A 22,537-nucleotide genomic window follows, 5' to 3' on the forward strand; every position below is an offset into this window, starting at 1 on the left:
AATTCCTTATGCATGTTCAGTTATTTACCTTCGGTTGTAGCTCCGTCCTTGGCTGTTCCTGCTTTGGTATCAGTGGTGCCATTTGTAGTGCCCTCAGGCGTAGTTGTGCTTCCAGCGCCCGGTGTGGTGCCGCTTTTCTCTTGCGTGGCAGGTACCTTCGGCAGATTAATTTTCAAATCAAGATTGGCCAAATCCTTCTCGGTAAAGTTTTGAATACTTTCACCAGCCAGCTTGTTTTTCAGCGCAGCCTTCTCGTTGTCCTTCAATTTATCAAACGTAGGCTCATTGCGGGATTCCACCTTGATGATGTGATATCCGTATTCTGTTTCCACCGGATCTCCGATTTTATTGATCGGCTGCTTCTCAGCTGCTTCTTTGAATGCAGGCACCCATTGAGCTACGGATGCATTCTCATACAAACCGCCATTGGAAGCCGAACCCGGATCTTCTGAGTATTTCTTGGCAATCGTCGCAAAATCAGCCCCGCCATCCAGCTTCGCCTTCACTTCTTTGGCCAGTTTGAGAGCATCTTCTTTTTTGCGTTCTTTTTTCGTTTTTGGATCCTGGAAATTAATCAGTACATGACGCACGGTTGCTGTCGTGAATTGATCTTTGTTTTTCTCAAATTCCTGTTTCAGCTGATCGTCCGTCACTTTGTTCGTCTCACTGTTGATCACCGTCATCACACGGGTAAAGTAATCCTTCACACCCTGCTCAGTCAGCTTTTGATCACTTAAAAATGTCTTGAATTTAGCATCTCCGACCGACTTCTTATACTGCTCCAGTTGTTCGGTTCCTTCTTTGGCGCCCTGTTCCTTGGACTTATCGTCTGCTTTTTCAGCCAGAAGCTTGTACACCACTTCTTGCTTGGCAATTTGCTCCCGCACCTGATCCGAAGCAAGCATCGCTCCATATTCCGGATACAGGAATTTCATCATACTGATTTCCTGGTTAAACTCATTTTCCGTAATGGTTCCGCCAGTGTAGGTCACGACAACCTTACTGCTGTCCTTCGGTTGGTCCTTGACCTTACTCTCCTCGGCTTGCTTCGTACATGCTGCCAGCACCGATATAGCCAGCACCGCGGCAATGGCCACCGATAGCATTCTCCAAGGTTTTCTTTTATTTGGTTGTGACATTTTGCAGTTCCTCCTTCAATGTGAATGCATCTTTTAGTGCACTCAAAAATTGCTCCAGCAGCTCTAGTATCTGTGGATCATCCAGACCTTTGCCCTTGATGCGTGCGCTCATAGGAGTGCCCTGTTCAAATTGTACACGTCTTTCAAAGCGATTGCCAATCTCCGCAAGTTTGGCGGTCTGTACCGCCTGCTGGCGCCCTTCGTGGAATTTCAACACGATGTTGTCATCCCGCTGGACAATGGACTCAATGCCATACATGCGTCCGTATACCTTGAGACGGGCTACAGCCAACAAATGACGCACAGCCTCCGGCAAATCACCAAAGCGGTCAACCAGCTCATCCTCCAGCTCCATTGCCTCGTCAAACGTGCTGACTGCTGCAACCTTTTTATAAATCTCAATCTTCTGAATACTGTCGTAAATATAATCTCCTGGCAGGTAAGCATCCACGCCCAAATCAATGGACGTACTCCAATTTCGATTCGACAGATCCTCTTCTCCAAGCACGCTAACCTTGCGCTTATTAATTTCCTCAGCCAGCATTTGCGAGTAAAGATCAAAACCGACGGATGCAATGAATCCGTGCTGCTCTGCACCAAGCAGATTCCCCGCTCCACGAATCGACAAATCGCGCATCGCGATCTTGAACCCGGAGCCCAGCTCCGTAAACTCCTTGATCGACTGAAGACGCTTCTCTGCCACTTCCGTCAGCACCTTATCCCGCTGGTACGTAAAATAAGCATAGGCAATCCGGTTGGAACGGCCTACACGCCCACGCAGCTGATAAAGCTGGGACAGCCCCATTTTATCGGCATCATGCACAATGAGTGTATTCACATTCGGAATATCCACCCCGGTCTCAATAATGCTGGTACTGACCAGTACATCGTATTCACCGTCCAGAAAGTCCAAAATAGTCTTCTCCAGCTCGGATTCGGACATCTGACCGTGACCCACGCCCACCTTGGCATCCGGCACAAGCGCATTGATCTCGGCAGCCATTTCCTGAATACCCTGTACGCGATTATACAGGTAGTACACCTGTCCTCCGCGTGCCATCTCGCGTTCAATCGCCTCACGCACCAACGTTTGGCTGTGCTCGACAACATAAGTCTGCACCGGAAAACGGTTTTCCGGCGGTGTCTCAATGACCGACAAATCGCGAACCCCGAGCATAGACATATGTAGCGTACGCGGGATAGGCGTAGCCGTTAACGTCAGCACGTCCACATTCGTTTTCAGCTTTTTCAGCTTTTCCTTGTGCGTTACGCCAAACCGCTGCTCCTCATCGACAATGAGCATCCCCAGATCCTTAAACACCAGATCCTGCGACAGCAAGCGATGGGTGCCAATGACAATATCGACCGTCCCCTGACGAACCCCTTTAATCGTCTCATTCTGCTCCTTGCGCGAACGGAAACGGCTCAACACCTGAATGTTGAACGGATACCCGGAAAAGCGCTCACGGAACGTCTCATAATGCTGCTGTGCCAAAATCGTCGTCGGTACTAACACGGCCACCTGCTTGCCCTCAATAGCCGACTTAAACGCAGCGCGAATGGCAACCTCTGTCTTGCCGTAGCCCACATCACCACACAGCAAACGATCCATCGGACGGCTCTGCTCCATGTCCTTCTTGATCTCTTCAATTGCCCGAATCTGGTCACGTGTCTCTTCATACGGGAACATATCCTCAAATTCCTGCTGTTCCGGTGAATCCTTTTCAAAGGCAAAACCCGGCGCTGACTGCCGTTCTGCATACAGCTTGATCAAATCATCAGCAATGTCCTGAACGGAGCTGCGAACCTTGCTCTTCACCCGTGTCCATTCATTTCCGCCCAGCTTGTAAATCTTAGGTTCCTTGTCCTCTGAGCCGACATACTTCTGAATCAGGTCAATCTGCTCAATCGGTACAGACAGCTTATCGCCGCCCGCATAGAGAATGTGCATGTAATCCTTATGGATACCGCCAACCTCCAGCGTGCCGATTCCCATGTACTTCCCGATCCCGTGATTCTGGTGTACAACATAGTCGCCCACCTTCAGCTCGCTATAGCTCTTAATCCGTTCTGCGTTGTCCACATGGCGGCCCTGCTTGCGTGCTTTGCGTTGCTTTTGCGAGAACATTTCGCCCTCAGTAATCACTGCCAAATGAATAGATGGCATCTCAAAACCGCTTTGCAAATTGCCAATAGCCATCGTTGGTTCATCAATACCGTAATCCTGAAGCACCCGACGCATCCGATCCAGCCGCTCGTCTCCACTCGCCAGCATCATAACCTGCGTGCCCGCCTTGCGCCAGCGATCCATTTCTGCCTTGAGCACATTCATTTGACCGTGGAAATCCTGCATGCCCCGGCAGATGAAATTCAAAATATTTTGCGGCTGCGTATGCGGAACCTGACGGAGAAAGATCGACAGGAACAACGTCTGGAATCTCCGGTTATATAGCAGATTGTCCACGTTATCCGACAGCTCCAGCTGCGGTAACGTTTTACCGTTTTGAAGCAAATGCAGATTCCATTCGGACTCATCCCGTTCGAGCTGCTTGGCTGTTTCCAGCATCCGCGCCGGTTCATCAATAATCAGAATGGTGTCTTCCGGCATGTAATCTGCCAAGGTTTTGCGTTCGGGATACAACAGCGAGATATATTTATAGATTTCGTCAAAATACACATGCTCACGCAGCAGCTCAATTTCGCGGTGAATCTCTTCTTTCAGATGCAGCTTGGCCTGACGGTCTGTCATTTTGCCGAGCTGCTCCTCCAACAGAATCGCTGCGGCATCTGCCGCCTGATCCATACGAGCGTTATCCGCTATGACTTCCTTGCACGGCGTTACGGTAACTTCCTGCACCTTTTCCACCGAACGCTGATCTTGCGGGTCGAACATACGGATGGAGTCAATTTCATCATCGAACAGCTCCACGCGGTAGCCCCAACGGGTTGTCATCGGATAAAAATCGATAATCCCGCCACGGACACTCATCTCTCCACGTGATTCTACACGCTCCACCCGCTGGTACCCCATCTCGACCATATGCAGCAAAAACGGCTCCAGTTGGATCGTTTCGCCTTCTTTCAGCTCGATTCGGGCTTCACGCCATGTCTCTGGAAGCGGCAGCAAACGCCGGACACCAGAAAACGGCACGACAACAATCCCACGAAAACCCTGGGCGCATCGTATCAATACTTCAATTCGTTGGGATAGCGTCTCCGGGCTGGATATGGCGGCCTCAGCAGCTACCAGCTCATTCGAGGGGTACAACAAAACCCGTTCTGGAGGAAGCGCTTCCTGCAAATCATCTGCTATTTTTTGAGCGGCAAACATGTTGTGCGTCATGACCAGAATCGGTCGTCCGGTATCTTCGGCAAGCGCGGCCATCAGTACCTGTCGGGAAGAGCCCGATAAACCAGATATGAGCTGTTCCTTCATGCCTGATGAAATACCTGCTGCAATGGATGCATAATCAGCATCCTTGGTAAAAGCCTGAATAAGTGCTTGTAACAAAAAAGGCACCCCTTTATGCTTATAAATAGTTGCATGTAAATTTATTCACAATAACGGCATGTAACTGAATAGCAACAGGTATTACATGCTTACTCTGGGAGAGAGCAGCAAACTGAAAAAGAAGCCTCAGCAAGGCTGCCAAGGCTCCATAAGCGGGATTACCGCCTCACCTCTCAAGCTGGTACATGAGACCAGTTGAATACCTGTTATTGGAGCGGATTTACGAGCAGGCTTAGCTCCGGATTATTTTCCAGCGCCTGGTTGCAATGCTCGCAAATGACTTTGACGGTCACTTCACCGCCCGAATTATACGCTATTATATCTCTACGTTCGGCAGGGGTCAAGGAATGGAAGCCCAACCTTTCTTCGGTTATTGCTGCGGAATCAATCCGTCCCAAGAAAGTTCGACAATGTCTGCATACATAATTCACAATCATGTAATGTATATGCCTCCTGAAAGTTTTCTATACCTTTCAGTATGTCCAACAAACTTCCATTTAAGCCCATCCTGCCTGCTACGGACCTTACTTATTGAATTCAGCCATGGTCCGTTCAAAAGGATGACCCAAGCTGTATTCCAAAGCATCACACGTGTCCTCTATCATTCCAGCCAGCAATTCCTTCTCCTTCTTCGGAAAGGTTCCCAGAACATAGTCCACGATGGCGTAGCCAGGCTCAGGGCGGGAAATGCCCATACGAACCCGATTAAAGGATTGTGTGCCCGTATGCTGGATAATCGACTTGATCCCGTTATGACCACCTGCACTGCCTTGATACCGGAGTCTTATTTTTCCGACCTCTGTATCCAGATCATCATAAACTACGACCAAATCATCTATATTCGCTTTGTAATAGTCCATATAAGCACGCAGAGACTCGCCTGAGAGATTCATATAGGTCATCGGCTTGATCAGCACGGTTTTTACTCCGCCAATATGTCCTTCTCCAATCAATGCCTTGCATTTGCTTTGGTTAATCTGGATGTTATGACGGGCGGCCAGAGCATCCAGCGCCATAAATCCAACATTATGTCTCGTTTTTTCGTATTGGGGACCGGGGTTGCCCAATCCTACAATCCACTTCATAAACCGTGACACCCTCTTTCGAAGTCTTGATTTTTTGGTAAAATAGTTATACTGAACAGGAAGGTGCGTGCTGGTATGCTCAATCAGGGTGATATCCTCTTATATGACAGCCATTTTCTATATCATTTAAAACATTCGGTTCCTGTCCAAGTCTATGACGGGAATGTACATATCCAGATTGGCATCATTGTGCGTTTTAACGAGCATTTTGTCGAAATGGAGGACACGCTATACAATCGTCAGCGCTTCACATTTATATCCAGACCGGGCTTTTAGCCTGACATGCTGATAGGGGTTACCTTTTCCAGTTGGAAAAGGCAACCCCTTTTTTAATGAGCCAGCGCTTATTCGATTTCAAACAGTTTGCTGATTGACAATTCCTCATGCACACGGATAATGGCTTCTCCCATTAATGGAGCCACAGATAATACCTTCAGCTTGCTTGTCGGATTGGGGTGAACGATCGGAATGGTATCCGTCACGACCACCTCTTTTAACGGTGAATTCTCCAGTCTTTCCATAGCAGGCCCGGAGAGCACGGCATGCGTACAGCACGCATACACGTCCGTTACGCCGCCTTCCTTGAGCGCATTCGCGCCCAGCACGATGGTTCCCGCTGTATCAATAATGTCATCAATCAGAATAGCGGTTTTACCCTCAATATTTCCGATGATGTTCATTACTTCACTAACATTCGGCTCAGGACGACGTTTGTCGATAATGGCCAGCGGGGCATTCAGGAAATCCGCTAACTTCCGCGCACGCACAACACCGCCGTGGTCAGGGGAGACGACAACCGGGTTTTCAATCTGCTTCGAACGGAAATACTGGGCCAGAATTGGCGCGCCGAACATATGATCCACCGGAATATCAAAGAATCCCTGAATTTGCATCGCATGCAAATCCATACTGATTACGCGGTGAGCACCCGCTTTTTCAATCAGGTTAGCGACAAGCTTCGCCGTGATCGGATCACGTGAACGTGCTTTCCGATCCTGACGGGCATAGCCGTAATATGGCATAACGACATTAATGCTTTTGGCGGAAGCCCGCTTGAGTGCATCAATCATAACCAGTAACTCCATCAAGTTGTCGTTAACCGGCAGACAAGTCGACTGCACAATGTATACGTGGCAACCGCGCACGCTTTCAGACAGTTTGATTTGAATTTCACCGTCACTAAACGATGTGGTATGGGATTCCCCCATTGGAATTCCGATGTAGTCCGCAATCTGGTGGGCCAACTTCGGATTGGAGTTACAAGTAAATATTTTGAGTTTGGAATCGCAATAAGTCATTTATAGAAACCCTCCGTGCTGATTCATTCATTACAGATCCAACAGCTTGCTGATTAAGGTTATTCCGATCTTTTCTTCTTCGCTTTGGCACGCGCGCGGATTTTATCCGCATATCCGGCTTTGTTCTCTTGACGCGGTCTGGCAATGGCCAGATCGTTATCAGGGACAGCATGTGTTACGGTGGAGCCTGCTACGACATAAGCACCTTTTCCGATCTTAATCGGGGCGATCAGATTCACATTACTGCCAATAAAGGCATCATCTTCAATTTCTGTAATAGATTTATTATACCCATCATAATTAACCGTTATTGCCCCACAACCGATATTAACGTTTGTACCTACCTTGGCATCACCGACATAGCTCAAATGGGACACCTTGGAATGATCACCAATGGTCGCATTTTTCACCTCAACAAAATCACCAATCTTCACATGCTCGCCCAGCTTCGCACCCGGACGCAGATAGGCAAACGGACCCACAGATGTACTGCTGCCCACCTCAGCTTCGTTCAACACCGAATGTTTCACCGTTGCGCCCGAATGAATAAGGGTATCCTGAATCTCAGTCTGCGGACCAATCACACAATCTTCACCGATTTGTGTTTGACCTCGCAGCCATGTGTTTGGATACAGCACTGTATCGGAGCCAATGACAACCTCGCTCTCGATGTAGGTAGAGGACGGATCAATGATGGTCACACCGTTCAGCATATGCTTGCGCACAATGCGTTCTCGCATGTATCCCTCAGCCACTGATAAAGCGACCCTGTCATTCACACCGATGGATTCCGACACATCATCTGTTAAATATGCCTCAACCTTCTCGCCTTCGCCATGCAAAATACCAATGACATCTGTCAGGTAGTATTCCTGCTGTGCATTGGTGTTGGTTACTTTGTCCAACGCTGCGAACAGCTTGGCATTATCAAAGCAGTACGTTCCCGTGTTGATTTCCCGAACAGCGTCTTCCTCAGGTGAGCAATCCTTCTGCTCCACGATCTTGAGCACTGCTCCCGCAGCATCACGGATGACCCGGCCGTATCCCTTAGGGTCGTCCAGCTCAGCGGTCAGAATTGTTGCGGCCGCTCCCCGACTCTCATGTAGCTGCACCAAGCCCTCCAGTGTTTCCGCTGTAATCAAGGGGGTGTCTCCACAGATGACAATGGTCGTACCGTTCTCCTGACCGAGCAAGTCTTTGGCCTGCTTGACAGCATGCCCCGTTCCCAACTGCTCAGCCTGAAGCGCATATTCTGCCGACGGTCCCAAATAAGACTGTACCGCTTCCGCACCGTGACCCACAATCACCACACTGCGGGACACTCCAATGTCACGAACCGTGTCGAGTACATGACCGACCATCGGTTTCCCGCATACCGGATGCAGAACTTTATATAATTTGGATCTCATACGTTTTCCCTGCCCTGCGGCAAGAATGACTGCCAACCTTTCCAACAAGTCCAACCTCCTATCCTGAAAATAACAATTTCCCTTTGGCTAAAACGTTAATTTCCAGATCAGATTTTTCTTACCTTTTCACATCCTCCTGAAAAATAACGGCGAACCTTTAGTTAATGGCTATTTTTTCAGGCCAGCTTGTGCTGGACATTCATCCCCGGGATGCATTGCTGCTTGATCCCTGTCTTATGAAAAAGTCGCTTCGGCAGCCCGGATGGCTCCAAGTTGCCTTAAAACTGACTGTTAACTCATTAAAGAATATATCTCATTCCAGACAAAAAGAAAAGAGAGCCACAGTTTGTGGCCCTCTTTTTCTTTTGTACCCCAATCTTGCTTTAGGCGAATTAAGCGCCTTCTTCAATAGCTACTTCTTCATCCACCGCTGCGCGTTCGTACTCAGTTAGTACAGCAGCCTGGATCTTCTCCCGGGTCCCTGAAGATATAGGATGAGCGATATCGCGAAACTCTCCGTCCGGGGTGCGTTTGCTAGGCATAGCCACGAACATCCCGTTATTACCATCGATAACCCGGATGTCATGAACTACAAACTCGTTATCAATCGTAATGGATGCAATCGCCTTCATTCTTCCTTCTGAGTTCACTCGGCGGAGTCTAACATCCGTAATCTGCATGTGTGTTTCACCACCTTTTTCCAAATAGGACTTGGTGTATACATTCCACACAGCATTTCGAATTCCTTCTTTTTTTGGACAAAACGTATCCTAAATTCAGGTAATTTTTTTGAAAAGATTTCTTTTCGACATATTTAGGTATTTTTTGATGAAATGTGACATTTTACTGACCTGTAGATTCATCAAAATAATTCCCCAGCTTGACTGTAATTTGCTTGCTTCGAGAATCGACCGCGGTCAGATTCGCCAGTGAAATATAATCGTGCAGCAAGCGTTCTCCATTCTCCACCTCGCCCGATTCTACCAGCACACCTACTCCGGCTACCTCAGCATCAAACTCAGCCAGCAAGTCAACCATCCCCTGAATCGTGCCACCTGCCTTCATAAAATCATCCACGATGAGTACACGCGCTTTCTCGCGCATCGCCCGTCTGGACAATGACATCGTATGCAGGCTCTTTTGTGACCCTGAGACGTAATTAATACTCACTGCCGAGCCCTCCGTTACCTGATGATCACGCCGTACGAGGACAACGGGCAAGTTCAGCTGTGCCCCGGTTGCATAGGCAAGCGGAATCCCTTTGGTCTCTACCGTCATGACTACATCGATCTGTCTGTTGGCAAATGCAGTAGCGAATATTTTACCAGCCTCATTCATCATCGCCGGTTGACCCAGCAGATCCGACAGATACAGATATCCTCCGGGTAAGATGCGATCCGGCTGCTCCAGCTGTGCACACAGGTCATTCGCAAATGTGAGTGCATGCTGCTTGGACAGTCTTGGAATCAGCTTGACGCCTCCTGCCGCTCCCGCCAACGTCAGAAGCTCACCAATGCCTTCATCCTCAAATACTTCCTTGATAATAGCCAGGTCTTCGCTTATGGACGATTTAGCCGCCCCATAACGATCCGCAAAATGCGTAAGAGGCACCAGGGTATGCGGCCGTGACAGCAAAAATTGTGTCATTTCCACCAATCGTGAGCTTCTTTTAAGTTTTTTCACAACAATTCCTCGCGATCTATTCTTCTCCTGCCGCCCGCTTCGTACAGTAAAAGCACCGGCGGACTGGCCGGCTGCTGGCGGAATGCAAGTGATATAGTAAAATCCGAATATTTAATAGTAAATATATCATCTTCGTACGTATTTGTACAACAAATACCACTAAAATTAGAAATAAATAACCATAATCAGGTCAGAAGTCGTACTGCGTACACATCCTTGCAGAATCCTCTGAGTCCGTTATAAATGCGCGGTACTTTGACTTCCTTCGACACCAGCCCGAACACCGTAGGACCACTACCTGACATCAGCACCCCATCCGCTCCTAATCGAATCATAGAGTTTTTAAGATGCTCCACCTCCGGGTACAGCTTAAGTGTGACATCCTCCAGTACATTCCCGAGCGCATTACATACATCGGTAAAAGAAGCGTTGCGGATCGCTTGCTCCATCTGCCGGGCAGACGGGTGATGCGTGATCTGATCCGCTTTAACGCGTCCGTACACTTCAGCCGTCGATACATTAATCGGCGGCTTCGCGAGAATTACCCAGCATTGGGGTGGATTCGGAAGTGGCCTAAGCAATTCCCCGCGTCCACTCGCTAAAGCCGTACCACCTGTAATACAGAAGGGCACATCAGAACCAAGCTCAGCGCCCAGTACTCTTAATTCAGCATCCGAAATGCCAAGCTTCCACAGCTTGTTTAGCCCACGCAGCGCTGCCGCGGCATCACTGCTTCCGCCTGCTAACCCTGCAGCTACCGGGATATGCTTGTCCAAATGGATATGCACGCCCGTAGAGACATCATAACGTTCCTTAATCAGACGCGCGGCCTGAAAAGCCAGATTTTTCTCATCTAGCGGTATGTACCCGGCTTGGCTTGAAATGATAATGGTATCACGTGGTAGCTCGGACATGGTCAAACGATCAGACAAATCGACCATGGTCATAATCATTTCAACCTCGTGATATCCGTCATCCCGTTTGCGTAATACATCAAGCATTAAATTAATTTTTGCCGGTGCTTTTTCGTATATTTTCAAGGCGTTCACCCACCTTCAACTTTTCCCTCAAGACAGCTTAACATATTATATCAGACTCAGCGTGTCAAGTCATGAGGTTCAAAAAAGCGGAGACCACCCGGTATAAAACCGGAGATCCCCGCTTTTTCATCAGTACTACCGAAGCACTAACGATGGCTACGATTTGCGGGAAGCTGCCTGCTCTGCAAGCTGAATGGCCCGCTTCACCATATTGCCCGCATCCTTGGCTTTAATGCCTCCCCAGCCCTCTTCCTTGACCGTATCGTAAAATCCAAGATCCTTAGCCAGCTCATACTTAAGCTCTTCCGACATGACACCTCGTCTTCTCCGACTCATGCATACGCCTCCTTCGGCAGTGGAATAAGGAAGATCATTCCCGCCTTAGTATGCGCAAAGACGCGATGCTTCATCCTGCCCCATATATACAAAACGGCCCCGTCATTTGGAATGACGAAGCCGCCGTTAAACCTGCAAAGCCGGTATAGATTACATAAAATCAATTAAGGTGTGTCAAAACATTCGACACTTGTATGGGAGTCGGGATCATAGACGGTAACTTCCACCGACTCGGTAAGAATGTCAGCATAGCTGTAGGAGACACGTTTGAACGTTTGTTGCTCCTGATCCAGCTTGACGATAAAAACAGAAGGGTACGTTTCTTCCAAGACACCAGTTCGTTCGACGGTCTTACGGCGTCCGCCGTTAGCCCGCAGCAAAATTTTTTGCCCTACATGTGCGTCGAGACTGCGTTTGATTTCCAACAGCGTATTTTTAGCCATTGCCTAACGACCACCTCTTTCCTTGTCCATTATAACGAATTTTAGAGACAATGTCAAATCAAGCTAAATATTATATCAACCCGAAAAATAAGTTGTCAATTTAATTTTTTGCGAACAGGAATAATGCGTATAAAAATGCCAAAAAGCCCCTGTGCCCAGAGGCTTTTTATCCAGATAAATCCTATTTAACAGGTTCAAACCTTAGATTGCAGAAGGCGTTACTTTAAGAGTCGACAAATTTTCCAGCTTCGGCAGACCGATACGATAGCTTCCCCGGGTTTCGATACCACCCACTCCACGGCTGCCACTGATCGTCTGATGAAACAAGTCGCCCATGTTGACTGTATCACGGATCGACGTAAAGGCAGCCTTGGCAGCCACATATACCGGGTCCAGCGCGTGAATCAGGATACGCCCTGGTGAGCTGGCAAAGTTCGCTCCTGCACGCAGCAGCGCTTCAAAATGGGACTGACACGCTCCCGCCACAATCGTCAATGAATCCAGATGACGTTCATATTGTCTCGCTACCTGGATCGCCGCCACAAAATTTTGCGAATTTTTATAGCTTTTCAGGCTATATAAATCATAAGGCTGCGGCTGCTTCAATACCCCGTCATGTCCGGTAATGACTACGATATCCGGGCGAATACGGGGAAGCAGCCGATACAACGTGTCGGCCATAGCTGATTCGTGAACATGATGTCCCTCTGCAGGAACGCGAAGCTGCTCATATAAGCTGAGACATTTTTTCAAATAGCCGGGGTCCCCATCCAGATGAAGTACCTTGCCGGGCATTTCAAAATACGTCGACTCCACCGGATCACTCCACTCCCCGATCAAAGCCGCCTGACTGCGGGCTGCTTGCTTCTGCCGTGCCTGCTGCAACAGATTGAGAGACTCATCCGCCTTAATATGGGCCTGCCGTGTCTTCCCGCTAATCTGGTCTGCAGGCACCTTGACCAGATCGTTCACAGGGGAATCGGCAAGCAGCCGAAATTCCGTCCCTTTAATGATCGCTTTATCCCGCTGGATGTCCTCAACGCGAAACGTGACATCTCCGCCATACGATTTTCGAACGACCAAGTCTCCTAAAATCATCACACTGTATCACCCCTCCCATATCGTATGGGTGAATGCACAGTTTGGTTCCTTATCATGCTCAGGAGCTAATACAAACCAGCCACAACCGTGCAAAGCGCAACCAGAGACTCTCCGACTGCTGCTAAGCGATAGCTCTTGCGTCAGATCAGGAAATCCCGGCTTCCAGCAACACAGCGCTCAGACGCGCAAATTCCTCGATACTCAGCGTCTCGCCCCGACGGGAAGGCTCTATGCCTGCCTGAAGCAACAGCGGCTCCAGCGTGTCCCTGTTCTCTTTGGTAAAGAAGCGGCTTTTCAGGTTATTCGAAATGGTCTTGCGACGTTGGGCAAATGAAGCATGTACGACTTCGAAGAAATGCTGCTCGTCCACCACCTCTACCGGAGGCACTTCCCGCACACGCAAACGGATGACCGTCGATTCTACATTCGGCTGGGGAATAAATACCGTATTCGGTACGATGCAGACCAATTCGGGTTCGCTGTAATATTGCACTGCAATACTCAAACTGCCGTAATCTTTCGTCCCAGGAGACGCAGCCATACGCTCAGCCACTTCCTTTTGGATCATGACGACGATATTCTCCAGAGGGAGCTTGTCCTCCAGCAGCCTCATCAGAATCGGTGTAGTGACGTAGTACGGCAGATTAGCGACGACGCTCACTTTACTAACCCCGGCAAAATCGGAAGCGAACACCTCTCGCAAATCCAGCTTTAGCACATCCCCATGGCGTACCTTCACATGCTCATAAGGGGCCAGCACCTCTTCGAGAATAGGCAGGAGCCGCTGGTCAATTTCCACAGCAGTAACTACCTTGGCCGTTTGCGCCAGCTTCTCAGTCAAAGCGCCAATCCCCGGACCGATCTCAAGTGCGCCCTTCGTTTCGTCCAATCCCGCAGCATTCACGATCTTGTTCAGAATATTTTGATCAATCAGAAAATTTTGTCCCAAACTCTTTTTGAACGAAAACCCGTGCCGCTGAATAATTTCCTTCGTGCGCCGTGGTGTTGCTATATCTTGAATCCCTGTCATACGGATATCACAATCCTTCACTTTCAATTTGTGCCAGCGCACCGGCAAATTCCTCACGGCTGATCTGGAACACAGCGAGCCGTTTATGTAGCTGCTTACCGTTACAGTAACCAATGCCCAGCACATTACCCAAAGTCATACGTCGTGCAGCAGCATTCGGGTGGGTGATAAGTCCGGCGTCAATCAGGTCCGCCCAATCAATTAGCGGATCGGCCCCTTCCACCGTCGTATGCACCCGTGCGAGAGCATGTCTGATCGCTTCAGGCGAGGCATTCTCCACGCCAATATCCCCTTTGCGCGTCGCTTCTGCCTCTGGTATAAAGGCCTGCTTGCAGCCGGGCACCTTGGAGGCAATAATTTTGCGGATACGCTCCCCTGCATGATCGGGATCGGTCAAAATAATGACACCCCGCCGCTCCTGCGCCAGCGCAATTTTGCGCAGCGTCATTTTATTAATGGCGGAGCCCCCCGTTTCTATCGTATCCGCTTCGACAGCACGGCGAATAGCCACCGTATCATCCCGACCCTCTACCACGATCACTTCCTTGATCATTTGCGTTTCCCTCCACTGCTACACAGTCAGCTATATTCATCTTTCCCAGCTTTTGAAAACAAAATAAGAAGAGGGTATCCTCTTCTTAGCATGCATAACTATGATGTTAATACTATCGCATTGCCCTAAACATATACAACACGTTTTTAGTTCATTTCAGGCTTCACTGGTCCAATCACATATACGGTTTTACCGTGCTTCCGACCAAACTGATTGGCTTGACTCAAACTCTCATAATACACATCGATTTTGTGGCCTTTAATTGCGCCACCGGTATCCTCCGCACGGCGGAAGCCCACCCCTTCAATATACACCCACCAGCCGATTGGAATCACACTCGGATCGACAGCGATGGTGCGTCCTTCCGTGACACGCGTGCCGGATGCGGTACGTGTACCGATACCTGGCTCCTGTGACGAATACGCCGTCATGGAGACGTTTTGTAATACTTTGTTATATTTAAAATTCACACCTGCTTTACGGACAGCATTGTCCGAACTAACCCGTGTTGCCTTAACGGCATCTTCAGGACCGACGGAAGCAGCCAGAACGACCGGCTTTTTCTTCGTTCCTACCGCAATCACCTTATCCACACGATTCTGCGCGACTTCCTTGTTTACCAGCTGCTTGGATACCAATTTTCCGTCATGGTATACCTTTTGAACATGCTGGACCACAACACCCGTTTTACCGCTTTGGATGACCCGATTATCGCCTTTATAGAGACTTGGATCGGCCGTTTTGATGACCTGATAAGGTACCTGTTGCTTCTGTTCGACCTGCTGTTTCTTCACACGGATGATTTTTATGTCCATGTTAGACGAAACAGAAGCATCCAGAGCAGGATAAACTTTATCATTTGACGATAATTTATAGCCCGAGGTGCGAATGGCACCCTCTACTGTATTTTCTGTTGTGTACAATTTTTTCGTCTCATTGGCTAAGGATACTTTGACCTGATTGGCACGTTTGATGACTACGCGATCCCCATCCTGTACTGCTCCGTTCAGCGGCATCGAAACCGTATCATGCGGCTGAAGTGAAATAGAATGCTCTTTGAGCAAATCTTGGAGCTGGGATTGTCGGGTTTCTACCGCAGATGCCTTACCATCGATGACAAAAAAAACCTGTTTTTTAGATTCAGTGTACACCAGAATTGAAATCATAATCGTTAGTGCGATTAGAAAAATAGCAACCAAAGCAGCCTGGCGCACATTTTCTTGCTTCCAACGCAATACGTAAGACATGCTGGATGAGCGTGACTCATGGGTCTCCTCTTTTTGGAAAATGCCCATTTCCTCCGTCCTCCTTACATAGCCCGCCGTCTGGAGTAAGACATAGTTGAGATTGACGTGACTATAACAGATTTTCTACAAGACAAGCCCGTAATGCGACTGTCCTGCACCATGTACCCGTCTTCGCGGCATGCTGTCCTCCCCTGTTTAATCACAGTATGATGACAGATTTTCTTTTATTCACAACAAAAAAAGCCAGAGAAAGAGACTAGAGAGCTCTTTCGTGGCTTCCGGCATGTGCGAATATGCGGAAAAATCATGCACGAGATGGCTTCTCTCTTGTTACGCTTACGGGGTTAGCTGTCGGGTTCGGACGTAGAGAGACGCCCTAGCTTGGGTCAACCGCTCATGGCGGTCGCCTTCACATTCACCCCGAAGACCCAGAAAGAAATCGAAATACGGCCCCTCCACCTGTTCAATCCCATCCGGGAAAGGATTTCGGTCGAGCCGGCTGGCGGAAGAGACGCTCCCTTCTTGCCATACGCCGGACGTACTGTAAGCCATATCGGTTCCCCCGTTCCCTGTAAAAGGGACTCAGCGAGACTGGTTCATGAAATGAGCTGTTGATGTTTACACTCAAACAACAATTCACTGAAAAGATGATATCCTGTTTCTATGCATGTTGTAAAGCAGGTTTCAAGTACATTTTTCAAAATATTCGGTTAAAATATTGTAATATTCTTGAGTTTCCTGCAACAAATTCATGATTAGCTTCGTCTATCTCTTTATTTTGATCGATTTCTTCACTTTTTCACTTAATGTCAAATCGTTCCAAGGCATTTTGGGTCGTTATTGACACTAATTCCTCCACCGTAATTCCCTTGATTTGGGCAGCCGCCTCTGCGACCAGTCCCACGTGTGCGGACTCATTTCGCTTCCCGCGGAACGGATGAGGCGTTAGGTAGGGAGCGTCCGTTTCAATGAGCAGACGGTCCAGCGGCACCTGTGCGAGTACCTCCTTTGGCTGCTTGGCATTTTTGAACGTTATTGGCCCGCCAAAAGAGAGGTGAAAGCCCATATCCAGCACCATTTTAGCCGTCTCCCAGCTTCCGGAAAAGGAATGCATGACTCCGCCAACCTCACTCGCTTTTTCTTCACGCAAAATCTTAACAATATCTTCATGCGCATCCCGGTTATGGATGACAATTGGCATGTTCAGCTCACGAGCCAGTCCAATCTGGTTGCGTAGCACCCGATGCTGTACATCCTTCGGTGATGTGTCCCAATAATAATCCAGACCAATCTCCCCGATCGCCACGACTTTCTTATGACTGCATAACGATACAATCCATTCCATATCTCCCTCCTGCATCGTAATCGCATCCTGTGGGTGCCATCCAATCGCCGCATAAATAAAATCATACGTCTCAGCTAATTTCATCGTGGATGGAATCGTCTCACGATTAAATCCGATATTAATCATGCGGGTTACTCCCGCTTCGACAGCACGTGCTATAACTTCTTCCCGATCTTCGTCAAATTGCGGCGCATCCAGATGGGTATGAGTGTCAAATAAATTCAAAATTCATGTCCCCTTATTTACTTTTATTGGCATACATTTGTCTATTGTTTGACAAAATAATTCCTTATTTCGGCAGGAAGCTTGTCCTTTACCCCATCCAATTTGTTTTGGGGATAGTACATGTGATATTTACCCCGGTGAATACCGCTAATGGAGCGCACAATTTCCGATACTTCGGAAATTTCTCTCACTTCTCCTTTACGTCCAAGCAGTAAAATCTGGTTGTCCGTCGAGCCACCCTGCCGAAACACATCATAAGGAAGATCCGTCGGAAAATCAATTTCCAGATCATATTCGGGATGCAAACCAACCTGCTTCAGCGCTGTCCGAATGTCGTCAATGGTATCTGTATCCATATTTTCAATCTCTACATATTTATACAGCTTGCGATCCATAAAACGGGCGCTCAAATCACTTAAAATCTCGTCCTTTTCCTGTTTCCACTGACTGAATACTGTCTGAATCAAAGACTCGTCGAGCATCAAATATTGTTCCACCGTAAGCTCCCCCCGAAAGAGATCCGGCAACGGTTCCAGCAGAAAACTAAACTCATATCCGTTTCTAAACAGCTCCTTCGCCCGCTTGAAAATCTTACGCAATAAAATTTCCGAGCTGCGCGTTACAGGATGAAAATAAATTTGCCAATACATCTGATAGCGTGACATCAGATAATCCTCTACCGCATGCATACCTGACTCCTTCACAACAATTCTTCCATTATGAGGACGCAGCAGCCGTAAAATACGATCCAGATCAATGGTGCCATAATTGACCCCCGTCGAGTGGGCATCCCGCAGCAAATAATCCATACGGTCCGCATCCAATGGGCTTGTGATCAGGTTAACGAGAATTGGCTTGTCATACGTTTTGGCAATGACCGCAGCCACCTTCGCCGGAAGCTCCTCATCGACTTGCCTCAGCACAGCGTTAATCTCCGTATTCCCCAATACAATCCGGCATGTCCAATCCTCGTGGTTCATATGAAAGGCTTCTTCTATAGAATGGGAAAACGGGCCATGCCCCACATCGTGCAACAAAGCCGCACACAGCGCGACTAAACCTTCTTCCTTCGGCCAATCCGAAAATTCGCCGCGTTCAAATTGGGAAATAATACGCCGTGTAATCTCGTACACACCTAGCGAATGCGAAAAACGGCTATGCTCCGCTCCATGAAAAGTAAGATAAGATGTACCCAACTGCCGAATGCGGCGCAAGCGTTGGAACTCTGGAGTATTGATCAAACGCCATATCACTGTATCCTGAACATGGATATAGTTATGTACCGGGTCCTTAAAAACTTTTTCTTCACTGAGTGGCTGGTGCAAGATATCAGCTCCTTTAATATTCTGAATAATGGATTAAGATACAATAAAATCCTAAACGATCTCCTTCATTCGACATCGCTTGTCGTAATATGTCGAATTATAGCTTTTCGACATTTCCAAATCGACAAATGGCTAAAATCATCAATAAAATAAGGTAATACACACGCATCATGCTCTTTATTCTAAATACTTTTGCATAATTAACCTGTTAGCAAATATTTAAGGTTGACTGTTTTGGGAATCGTTGGTATAGTAAATATCAGAAAAGAGAATATTTTGTCGAATCATGACACTTATATTATTTTAAAGGCGAGAGGAGCCTGATTTATTATGATGAAATCCACTGGTATTGTAAGAAAAGTTGACGAGCTCGGACGTGTTGTTATTCCAATCGAATTGCGCCGCACATTGGGTATTGGCGAAAAAGACGCTTTGGAAATTTATGTTGATGGCGAACGCATTATGCTCAAAAAATACGAGCCTGCTTGTATCTTCTGCGGTAATGCCGAGAACGTAATTTACTTCAAAGGAAAAATTGTTTGCCAAGATTGCATCTCAGAAATTCCAACACCTGTGACAAACTAAGATTTTTAGTATATAATAGACTTATAAGAGATTGTTAATTCTAACCTTTTTCATATATACTCCTTGTTGCCTTCCACGGTTTGAACCCAACCGTCGGAAGGCCCTTTTTTGTTTATGGAAGTTTTCATAAAAGAGCGTTATATACATCCCGTTTGGAAATGGAGCGATCAGTAGCTGTACGCTTCATAGCGTCCTTGCGTGTCAGCCCTTCAGTCTCATAATGCGCAACGTGGGCCTCCAAAGATAAGGACTGCCACCATGCCTGTCGCTCCTCTTCCTCTTCTGCTTCGTTTTTCCCTTCAACTACCAGACAATATTCACCAAGCGGTGGATGCTCCTCCAGTCTGGCAAGGCATTGCTCCGCCGTTCCTCGTATCCATTCCTCATGCAGCTTGGTCAACTCACGTGCAAGCACCACTCTGCGTTCCCCCAGTGTTTCCTTCAATACCGTCAACGTCCGCACAATACGGTGAGGGGATTCATAAAACAGGATCGTGCCATGTGATACCTGAAATGACTGTAGCAGCCTCTCGAGATCCTTTTTCTCCCGTGGAGGGAATCCGGCAAATGTAAATCTTTCGGTACCCAGTCCGGAGGCAATCAAAGCTGACAATGCTGCGTTTGCCCCAGGGATGGGAATAACGCTAATTTCCGCTTCCAGCGCCAGCTTGACCAGATCCGAACCCGGGTCCGAAATGGCCGGCAGACCTGCATCGCTAACCAGTGCCAAATTTTTTCCTTCTATTATATAACGTATCAGCTCAGGCCCACTGGCAGCTTTATTATGTTCATGATAGCTGAATAGCATTTCCGGCGTGATATCAAAATGTGTGAGCAGTTTGCGCGTCTGCCGCGTATCCTCTGCTGCTATAATACTGCACGATTTTAAGGTGTTAATCGCCCTAAAGGTCATATCGTCCAGATTACCAATCGGTGTCGCAACGAGATACAGCTTGCCCCGTTCTTCTCCGCCGGTTATAAAACTTTTTTGCACCGCTGCCTTCACTGTAAATCCCCCTTGCTTACTTCTCCATAGATATCCCTTATTTCCTGAGTATAATTCCCATTCTCCTGATATACAATGAGCGGCGGCAACAGACGAACCTCCGGCTTACCATCACATAGCGCCTCGATGAGCACCATATTCGCCTCCATATGAGCCCGTGGGTGGACAAATCGAATCCGTTTTGGCTCCAGTCTGTTGGCACGCATCAGTGTTATAATCTCACCCAGCCGCTGCGGACGATGAACCATGGACACTTTACCACCATTACGGACAAGCCGGGTACACGCCTGAATGACCTCTTCCAGCGTACAATGCACCTCATGACGTGCAATCGCCTGATGAGGGTTTAGCTTAATATCGCTACCGTTTAGCGGCATATAGGGGGGATTTACCGTAATTGCATCATATACACCATGTCCCGTGATTTGAACCAACTCACGTAGATCGCCTTCCCGAATCTGAATCGCTGCCTCCAGTCCATTCAGGCTGACGCTGCGTCTAGCCATATCTGCTAAACGCGGTTGAATTTCAATTCCTTCGATAGCTGCTTTGGTTCGTGTCGTTAGCAGCAGGGGAACAACCCCATTACCTGTACATAGATCCAAAATCTTTCCACGCTGTGGAATACCAGCAAACCGTGCTAGCAAAACCGCATCCATGGAGAAGCTGAACACCTCATCACTTTGGATAATACGCAGATTATGTGACAATAGATCGTCAATTCGTTCAGACTTCTGTTCATTTTCGTACATAGCGCTCTCCCATCTTTTTACCCCAAATCGTTCTGAATCCATACTTCCTTACAAAAAAGCCGTAGGCACCTTGCTCCTACGGCTTGTTTTTATTTATTCAAAAATGATAGACAGAAAAGGCAATCGCCTTCCGTTCGCAAATGTCCGTAATACACGTTGCATATATGAAATCCTTCATGATACAGCCTTGCCAGATTGTCGTGGCCTTCGCCCACAACCTCACCCGTTTCCTCTTCATCCTTAATGACGATCGGAGGAGAAAGCTTCGGCCTTTTTGCCGTCTTTTCTTCTCTGGAGGTTTCACGTTTGAGCATCTTGCGCACCTGTTCGTTTTCAATCGTTAGTCGTTGATTTTCCTCCAGCAGCTCTTTTACTGCCAGTTTCAATTCACCCAGATCGCTATGCAACTGTCCCATTTGGGTTTCCATTTCGTGAATACGCGCAAAAACATTTAATTTATCCAAGTTTCCACCCCGAAGCAACCTAATGGTTTACTTGACGACTACATCGTCCATTGGAAGTTCCTTGACCTTGCTAATCTCAAATAGTTGAACATGTACTGTGCGATGTCCAGCATTTACGCCTACGACTTTGCCTTCTCCGAGAGAGGTGACGACCATCTTGCCAACCTGCGGCAATTCTTCCTTCATGCTCTCGTAGTTATCATGTTCGAACTTGAGACAGCACATCAATCTTCCACACAACCCGGAAATCTTCGTCGGATTCAGCGACAAGCTCTGATCCTTCGCCATCTTAATGGATACCGGTTCAAAATCTCCCAGCCACGAAGAGCAACACAGAATACGTCCGCAAGGACCGATCCCGCCCAGCATTTTAGCCTCATCCCGTACTCCGATCTGCCGCAGCTCAATCCGTGTACGAAAAATACTGGCTAAATCCTTTACAAGCTCCCGAAAATCCACGCGGCCCTCTGCCGTAAAATAAAAAATGATCTTATTGCGGTCAAATGTAAATTCCACGTCTACCAGCTTCATTTTTAGGCCATGGTCTTTGATTTTATTTAAACACGTACCGAATGCATCCTTGGCCGCCAGTTTATTCTCTTCTACAACAAGAGCGTCATCATCTCCGGCAATACGGATGACTTTCTTTAAGGGCAGGACAACGTCCGAATCATTTACTTCTTTTTTGCCCACCACAACCTTGCCATATTCAATACCGCGTGCGGTTTCTACAATAACGCAGTTTTCTTTCTCCACCGGAAGGTCCAGCGGATCAAAATAATAAGTCTTGCCCGCCTTCTTGAAACGGACACCCACTACACTATACAAAAATTAACCCCCTTGTATGCCACTAAACCTCATTTGAAGCCGACATGTTACGAATGGCCGCAATTGAAGTCTCACTGTCGCACAAACCGGGAACCTGGCGTCGCGGATTGTGCAGAGTGGAACAAGCGCGCC

The 22,537-nt window shown here is 47.9% G+C and carries 23 protein-coding genes and 1 riboswitch; of the genes, 2 read left to right on the forward strand and 21 right to left on the reverse strand.

The genetic code is table 11. From position 1 onward, the window contains the following. Positions 1-20: 20 nt before the first annotated feature. From ABH897_RS24770 to pth, 4 genes are all read right to left on the reverse strand, one after another. On the reverse strand, positions 21-1,139 hold the full coding sequence (locus tag ABH897_RS24770) for a peptidylprolyl isomerase (RefSeq protein WP_283654055.1): 1,119 nt from the start codon (positions 1,137-1,139) through the stop codon (positions 21-23). Next, positions 1,123-4,650 (reverse strand): transcription-repair coupling factor, encoded by a 3,528-nt coding sequence (gene mfd, locus ABH897_RS24775; protein ID WP_283654054.1) that lies wholly within the window; start codon positions 4,648-4,650, stop codon positions 1,123-1,125. Before mfd ends, ABH897_RS24770 begins: the two co-directional genes overlap by 17 nt. A 206-nt stretch (positions 4,651-4,856) precedes the next feature. After that, on the reverse strand, positions 4,857-5,087 hold the full coding sequence (fin, locus tag ABH897_RS24780) for an anti-sigma-F factor Fin (protein WP_025682476.1): 231 nt from the start codon (positions 5,085-5,087) through the stop codon (positions 4,857-4,859). Positions 5,088-5,174: 87 nt separating this feature from the next. After that, complete coding sequence (pth, locus tag ABH897_RS24785; RefSeq protein WP_283654053.1) at positions 5,175-5,735, reverse strand: aminoacyl-tRNA hydrolase; 561 nt, start codon at positions 5,733-5,735, stop codon at positions 5,175-5,177. Positions 5,736-5,810: 75 nt separating this feature from the next. On the opposite strand from pth, the gene ABH897_RS24790 reads away from it, so the two are divergent. Further along, positions 5,811-6,011 carry a hypothetical protein gene (locus ABH897_RS24790; protein WP_283654052.1) on the forward strand — a complete coding sequence of 67 codons (201 nt, stop codon included), beginning with the start codon at positions 5,811-5,813 and terminating at the stop codon, positions 6,009-6,011. 68 nt (positions 6,012-6,079) lie between these two features. On the opposite strand, the gene ABH897_RS24795 is transcribed toward ABH897_RS24790, so the two are convergent. The 13 genes from ABH897_RS24795 to ABH897_RS24855 form a co-directional block, all read right to left on the reverse strand. Beyond that, positions 6,080-7,033, reverse strand: a complete 954-nt coding sequence (locus ABH897_RS24795) for a ribose-phosphate diphosphokinase (protein ID WP_014279037.1) — start codon at positions 7,031-7,033, stop codon at positions 6,080-6,082. Positions 7,034-7,092: 59 nt separating this feature from the next. Beyond that, positions 7,093-8,490, reverse strand: a complete 1,398-nt coding sequence (glmU, locus tag ABH897_RS24800) for a bifunctional UDP-N-acetylglucosamine diphosphorylase/glucosamine-1-phosphate N-acetyltransferase GlmU (RefSeq protein WP_283654051.1) — start codon at positions 8,488-8,490, stop codon at positions 7,093-7,095. A 344-nt stretch (positions 8,491-8,834) separates the two neighbouring features. Continuing rightward, positions 8,835-9,122: a septation regulator SpoVG gene (gene spoVG / locus ABH897_RS24805; protein WP_007428016.1), complete on the reverse strand. Its 288-nt coding sequence runs from the start codon at positions 9,120-9,122 to the stop codon at positions 8,835-8,837. A 163-nt stretch (positions 9,123-9,285) separates the two neighbouring features. Then, on the reverse strand, positions 9,286-10,125 hold the full coding sequence (purR, locus tag ABH897_RS24810; protein ID WP_283654050.1) for a pur operon repressor: 840 nt from the start codon (positions 10,123-10,125) through the stop codon (positions 9,286-9,288). Positions 10,126-10,310: 185 nt separating this feature from the next. Next, on the reverse strand, positions 10,311-11,165 hold the full coding sequence (gene ispE / locus ABH897_RS24815; protein ID WP_283654049.1) for a 4-(cytidine 5'-diphospho)-2-C-methyl-D-erythritol kinase: 855 nt from the start codon (positions 11,163-11,165) through the stop codon (positions 10,311-10,313). Positions 11,166-11,321: 156 nt separating this feature from the next. Beyond that, positions 11,322-11,501 (reverse strand): small, acid-soluble spore protein, alpha/beta type, encoded by a 180-nt coding sequence (locus tag ABH897_RS24820; protein ID WP_283654048.1) that lies wholly within the window; start codon positions 11,499-11,501, stop codon positions 11,322-11,324. A gap of 164 nt (positions 11,502-11,665) precedes the next feature. Next, a complete protein-coding gene (veg, locus tag ABH897_RS24825; RefSeq protein WP_044646031.1) occupies positions 11,666-11,944 on the reverse strand; it encodes a biofilm formation stimulator Veg in 279 nt (92 codons plus the stop codon). Between the two features lie 201 nt (positions 11,945-12,145). Next, positions 12,146-13,042: a sporulation peptidase YabG gene (yabG, locus tag ABH897_RS24830; RefSeq protein ID WP_283656357.1), complete on the reverse strand. Its 897-nt coding sequence runs from the start codon at positions 13,040-13,042 to the stop codon at positions 12,146-12,148. Positions 13,043-13,190: 148 nt separating this feature from the next. Continuing rightward, positions 13,191-14,075 carry a 16S rRNA (adenine(1518)-N(6)/adenine(1519)-N(6))-dimethyltransferase RsmA gene (gene rsmA, locus ABH897_RS24835; protein ID WP_404592848.1) on the reverse strand — a complete coding sequence of 295 codons (885 nt, stop codon included), beginning with the start codon at positions 14,073-14,075 and terminating at the stop codon, positions 13,191-13,193. Positions 14,076-14,082: 7 nt separating this feature from the next. Next, positions 14,083-14,628, reverse strand: coding sequence for a ribonuclease M5 (rnmV, locus tag ABH897_RS24840; RefSeq protein ID WP_283654047.1), 546 nt, complete (start codon positions 14,626-14,628; stop codon positions 14,083-14,085). Between the two features lie 146 nt (positions 14,629-14,774). Then, positions 14,775-15,923 (reverse strand): resuscitation-promoting factor, encoded by a 1,149-nt coding sequence (locus ABH897_RS24845; RefSeq protein WP_283654046.1) that lies wholly within the window; start codon positions 15,921-15,923, stop codon positions 14,775-14,777. Positions 15,924-16,192: 269 nt separating this feature from the next. Further along, positions 16,193-16,473, reverse strand: a riboswitch (cyclic di-AMP (ydaO/yuaA leader). 201 nt (positions 16,474-16,674) lie between these two features. Further along, positions 16,675-17,445, reverse strand: a complete 771-nt coding sequence (locus ABH897_RS24850) for a TatD family hydrolase (protein ID WP_283654045.1) — start codon at positions 17,443-17,445, stop codon at positions 16,675-16,677. Between the two features lie 41 nt (positions 17,446-17,486). Next, the gene (locus tag ABH897_RS24855) at positions 17,487-18,770 is read right to left on the reverse strand and encodes an HD domain-containing protein (RefSeq protein WP_283654044.1); all 1,284 of its coding nucleotides are present in this window, start codon (positions 18,768-18,770) and stop codon (positions 17,487-17,489) included. A 330-nt stretch (positions 18,771-19,100) separates the two neighbouring features. Between ABH897_RS24855 and ABH897_RS24860 the strand changes: the two genes are divergently transcribed. Further along, positions 19,101-19,355, forward strand: a complete 255-nt coding sequence (locus ABH897_RS24860; RefSeq protein ID WP_007428005.1) for an AbrB/MazE/SpoVT family DNA-binding domain-containing protein — start codon at positions 19,101-19,103, stop codon at positions 19,353-19,355. Positions 19,356-19,479: 124 nt separating this feature from the next. Here ABH897_RS24860 and rsmI read toward each other — a convergent pair whose 3' ends face one another. The 4 genes from rsmI to ABH897_RS24880 form a co-directional block, all read right to left on the reverse strand. Then, positions 19,480-20,361: a 16S rRNA (cytidine(1402)-2'-O)-methyltransferase gene (gene rsmI / locus ABH897_RS24865; RefSeq protein ID WP_283654043.1), complete on the reverse strand. Its 882-nt coding sequence runs from the start codon at positions 20,359-20,361 to the stop codon at positions 19,480-19,482. Further along, on the reverse strand, positions 20,358-21,113 hold the full coding sequence (locus ABH897_RS24870; RefSeq protein WP_283654042.1) for a tRNA1(Val) (adenine(37)-N6)-methyltransferase: 756 nt from the start codon (positions 21,111-21,113) through the stop codon (positions 20,358-20,360). The genes rsmI and ABH897_RS24870 overlap by 4 nt, the downstream gene beginning before the upstream one ends. 89 nt (positions 21,114-21,202) lie before the next feature. After that, on the reverse strand, positions 21,203-21,577 hold the full coding sequence (gene yabA / locus ABH897_RS24875; RefSeq protein WP_014279024.1) for a DNA replication initiation control protein YabA: 375 nt from the start codon (positions 21,575-21,577) through the stop codon (positions 21,203-21,205). Positions 21,578-21,604: 27 nt separating this feature from the next. Further along, positions 21,605-22,405, reverse strand: a complete 801-nt coding sequence (locus tag ABH897_RS24880) for a PSP1 domain-containing protein (protein WP_014279023.1) — start codon at positions 22,403-22,405, stop codon at positions 21,605-21,607. Between the last annotated feature and the right edge of the window lie 132 nt (positions 22,406-22,537).

This window comes from Paenibacillus sp. RC73 (assembly GCF_044908085.1).
Taxonomy (GTDB): domain Bacteria; phylum Bacillota; class Bacilli; order Paenibacillales; family Paenibacillaceae; genus Paenibacillus; species Paenibacillus terrae_A.

Bases quoted from the DNA above. Each gene is read 5' to 3' on its own strand.
- ABH897_RS24770 (WP_283654055.1), bottom strand. From the start codon at position 1,139: ATGTCACAACCAAATAAAAGAAAACCTTGGAGAATGCTATCGGTGGCC.
- fin (WP_025682476.1), bottom strand. From the start codon at position 5,087: ATGATTGTGAATTATGTATGCAGACATTGTCGAACTTTCTTGGGACGG.
- pth (WP_283654053.1), bottom strand. From the start codon at position 5,735: ATGAAGTGGATTGTAGGATTGGGCAACCCCGGTCCCCAATACGAAAAA.
- ABH897_RS24790 (WP_283654052.1), top strand. From the start codon at position 5,811: ATGCTCAATCAGGGTGATATCCTCTTATATGACAGCCATTTTCTATAT.
- ABH897_RS24795 (WP_014279037.1), bottom strand. From the start codon at position 7,033: ATGACTTATTGCGATTCCAAACTCAAAATATTTACTTGTAACTCCAAT.
- spoVG (WP_007428016.1), bottom strand. From the start codon at position 9,122: ATGCAGATTACGGATGTTAGACTCCGCCGAGTGAACTCAGAAGGAAGA.
- ABH897_RS24820 (WP_283654048.1), bottom strand. From the start codon at position 11,501: ATGAGTCGGAGAAGACGAGGTGTCATGTCGGAAGAGCTTAAGTATGAG.
- veg (WP_044646031.1), bottom strand. From the start codon at position 11,944: ATGGCTAAAAATACGCTGTTGGAAATCAAACGCAGTCTCGACGCACAT.
- yabG (WP_283656357.1), bottom strand. From the start codon at position 13,042: ATGATTTTAGGAGACTTGGTCGTTCGAAAATCGTATGGCGGAGATGTC.
- rsmA (WP_404592848.1), bottom strand. From the start codon at position 14,075: ATGACAGGGATTCAAGATATAGCAACACCACGGCGCACGAAGGAAATT.
- rnmV (WP_283654047.1), bottom strand. From the start codon at position 14,628: ATGATCAAGGAAGTGATCGTGGTAGAGGGTCGGGATGATACGGTGGCT.
- ABH897_RS24845 (WP_283654046.1), bottom strand. From the start codon at position 15,923: ATGGGCATTTTCCAAAAAGAGGAGACCCATGAGTCACGCTCATCCAGC.
- ABH897_RS24860 (WP_007428005.1), top strand. From the start codon at position 19,101: ATGATGAAATCCACTGGTATTGTAAGAAAAGTTGACGAGCTCGGACGT.
- ABH897_RS24870 (WP_283654042.1), bottom strand. From the start codon at position 21,113: ATGTACGAAAATGAACAGAAGTCTGAACGAATTGACGATCTATTGTCA.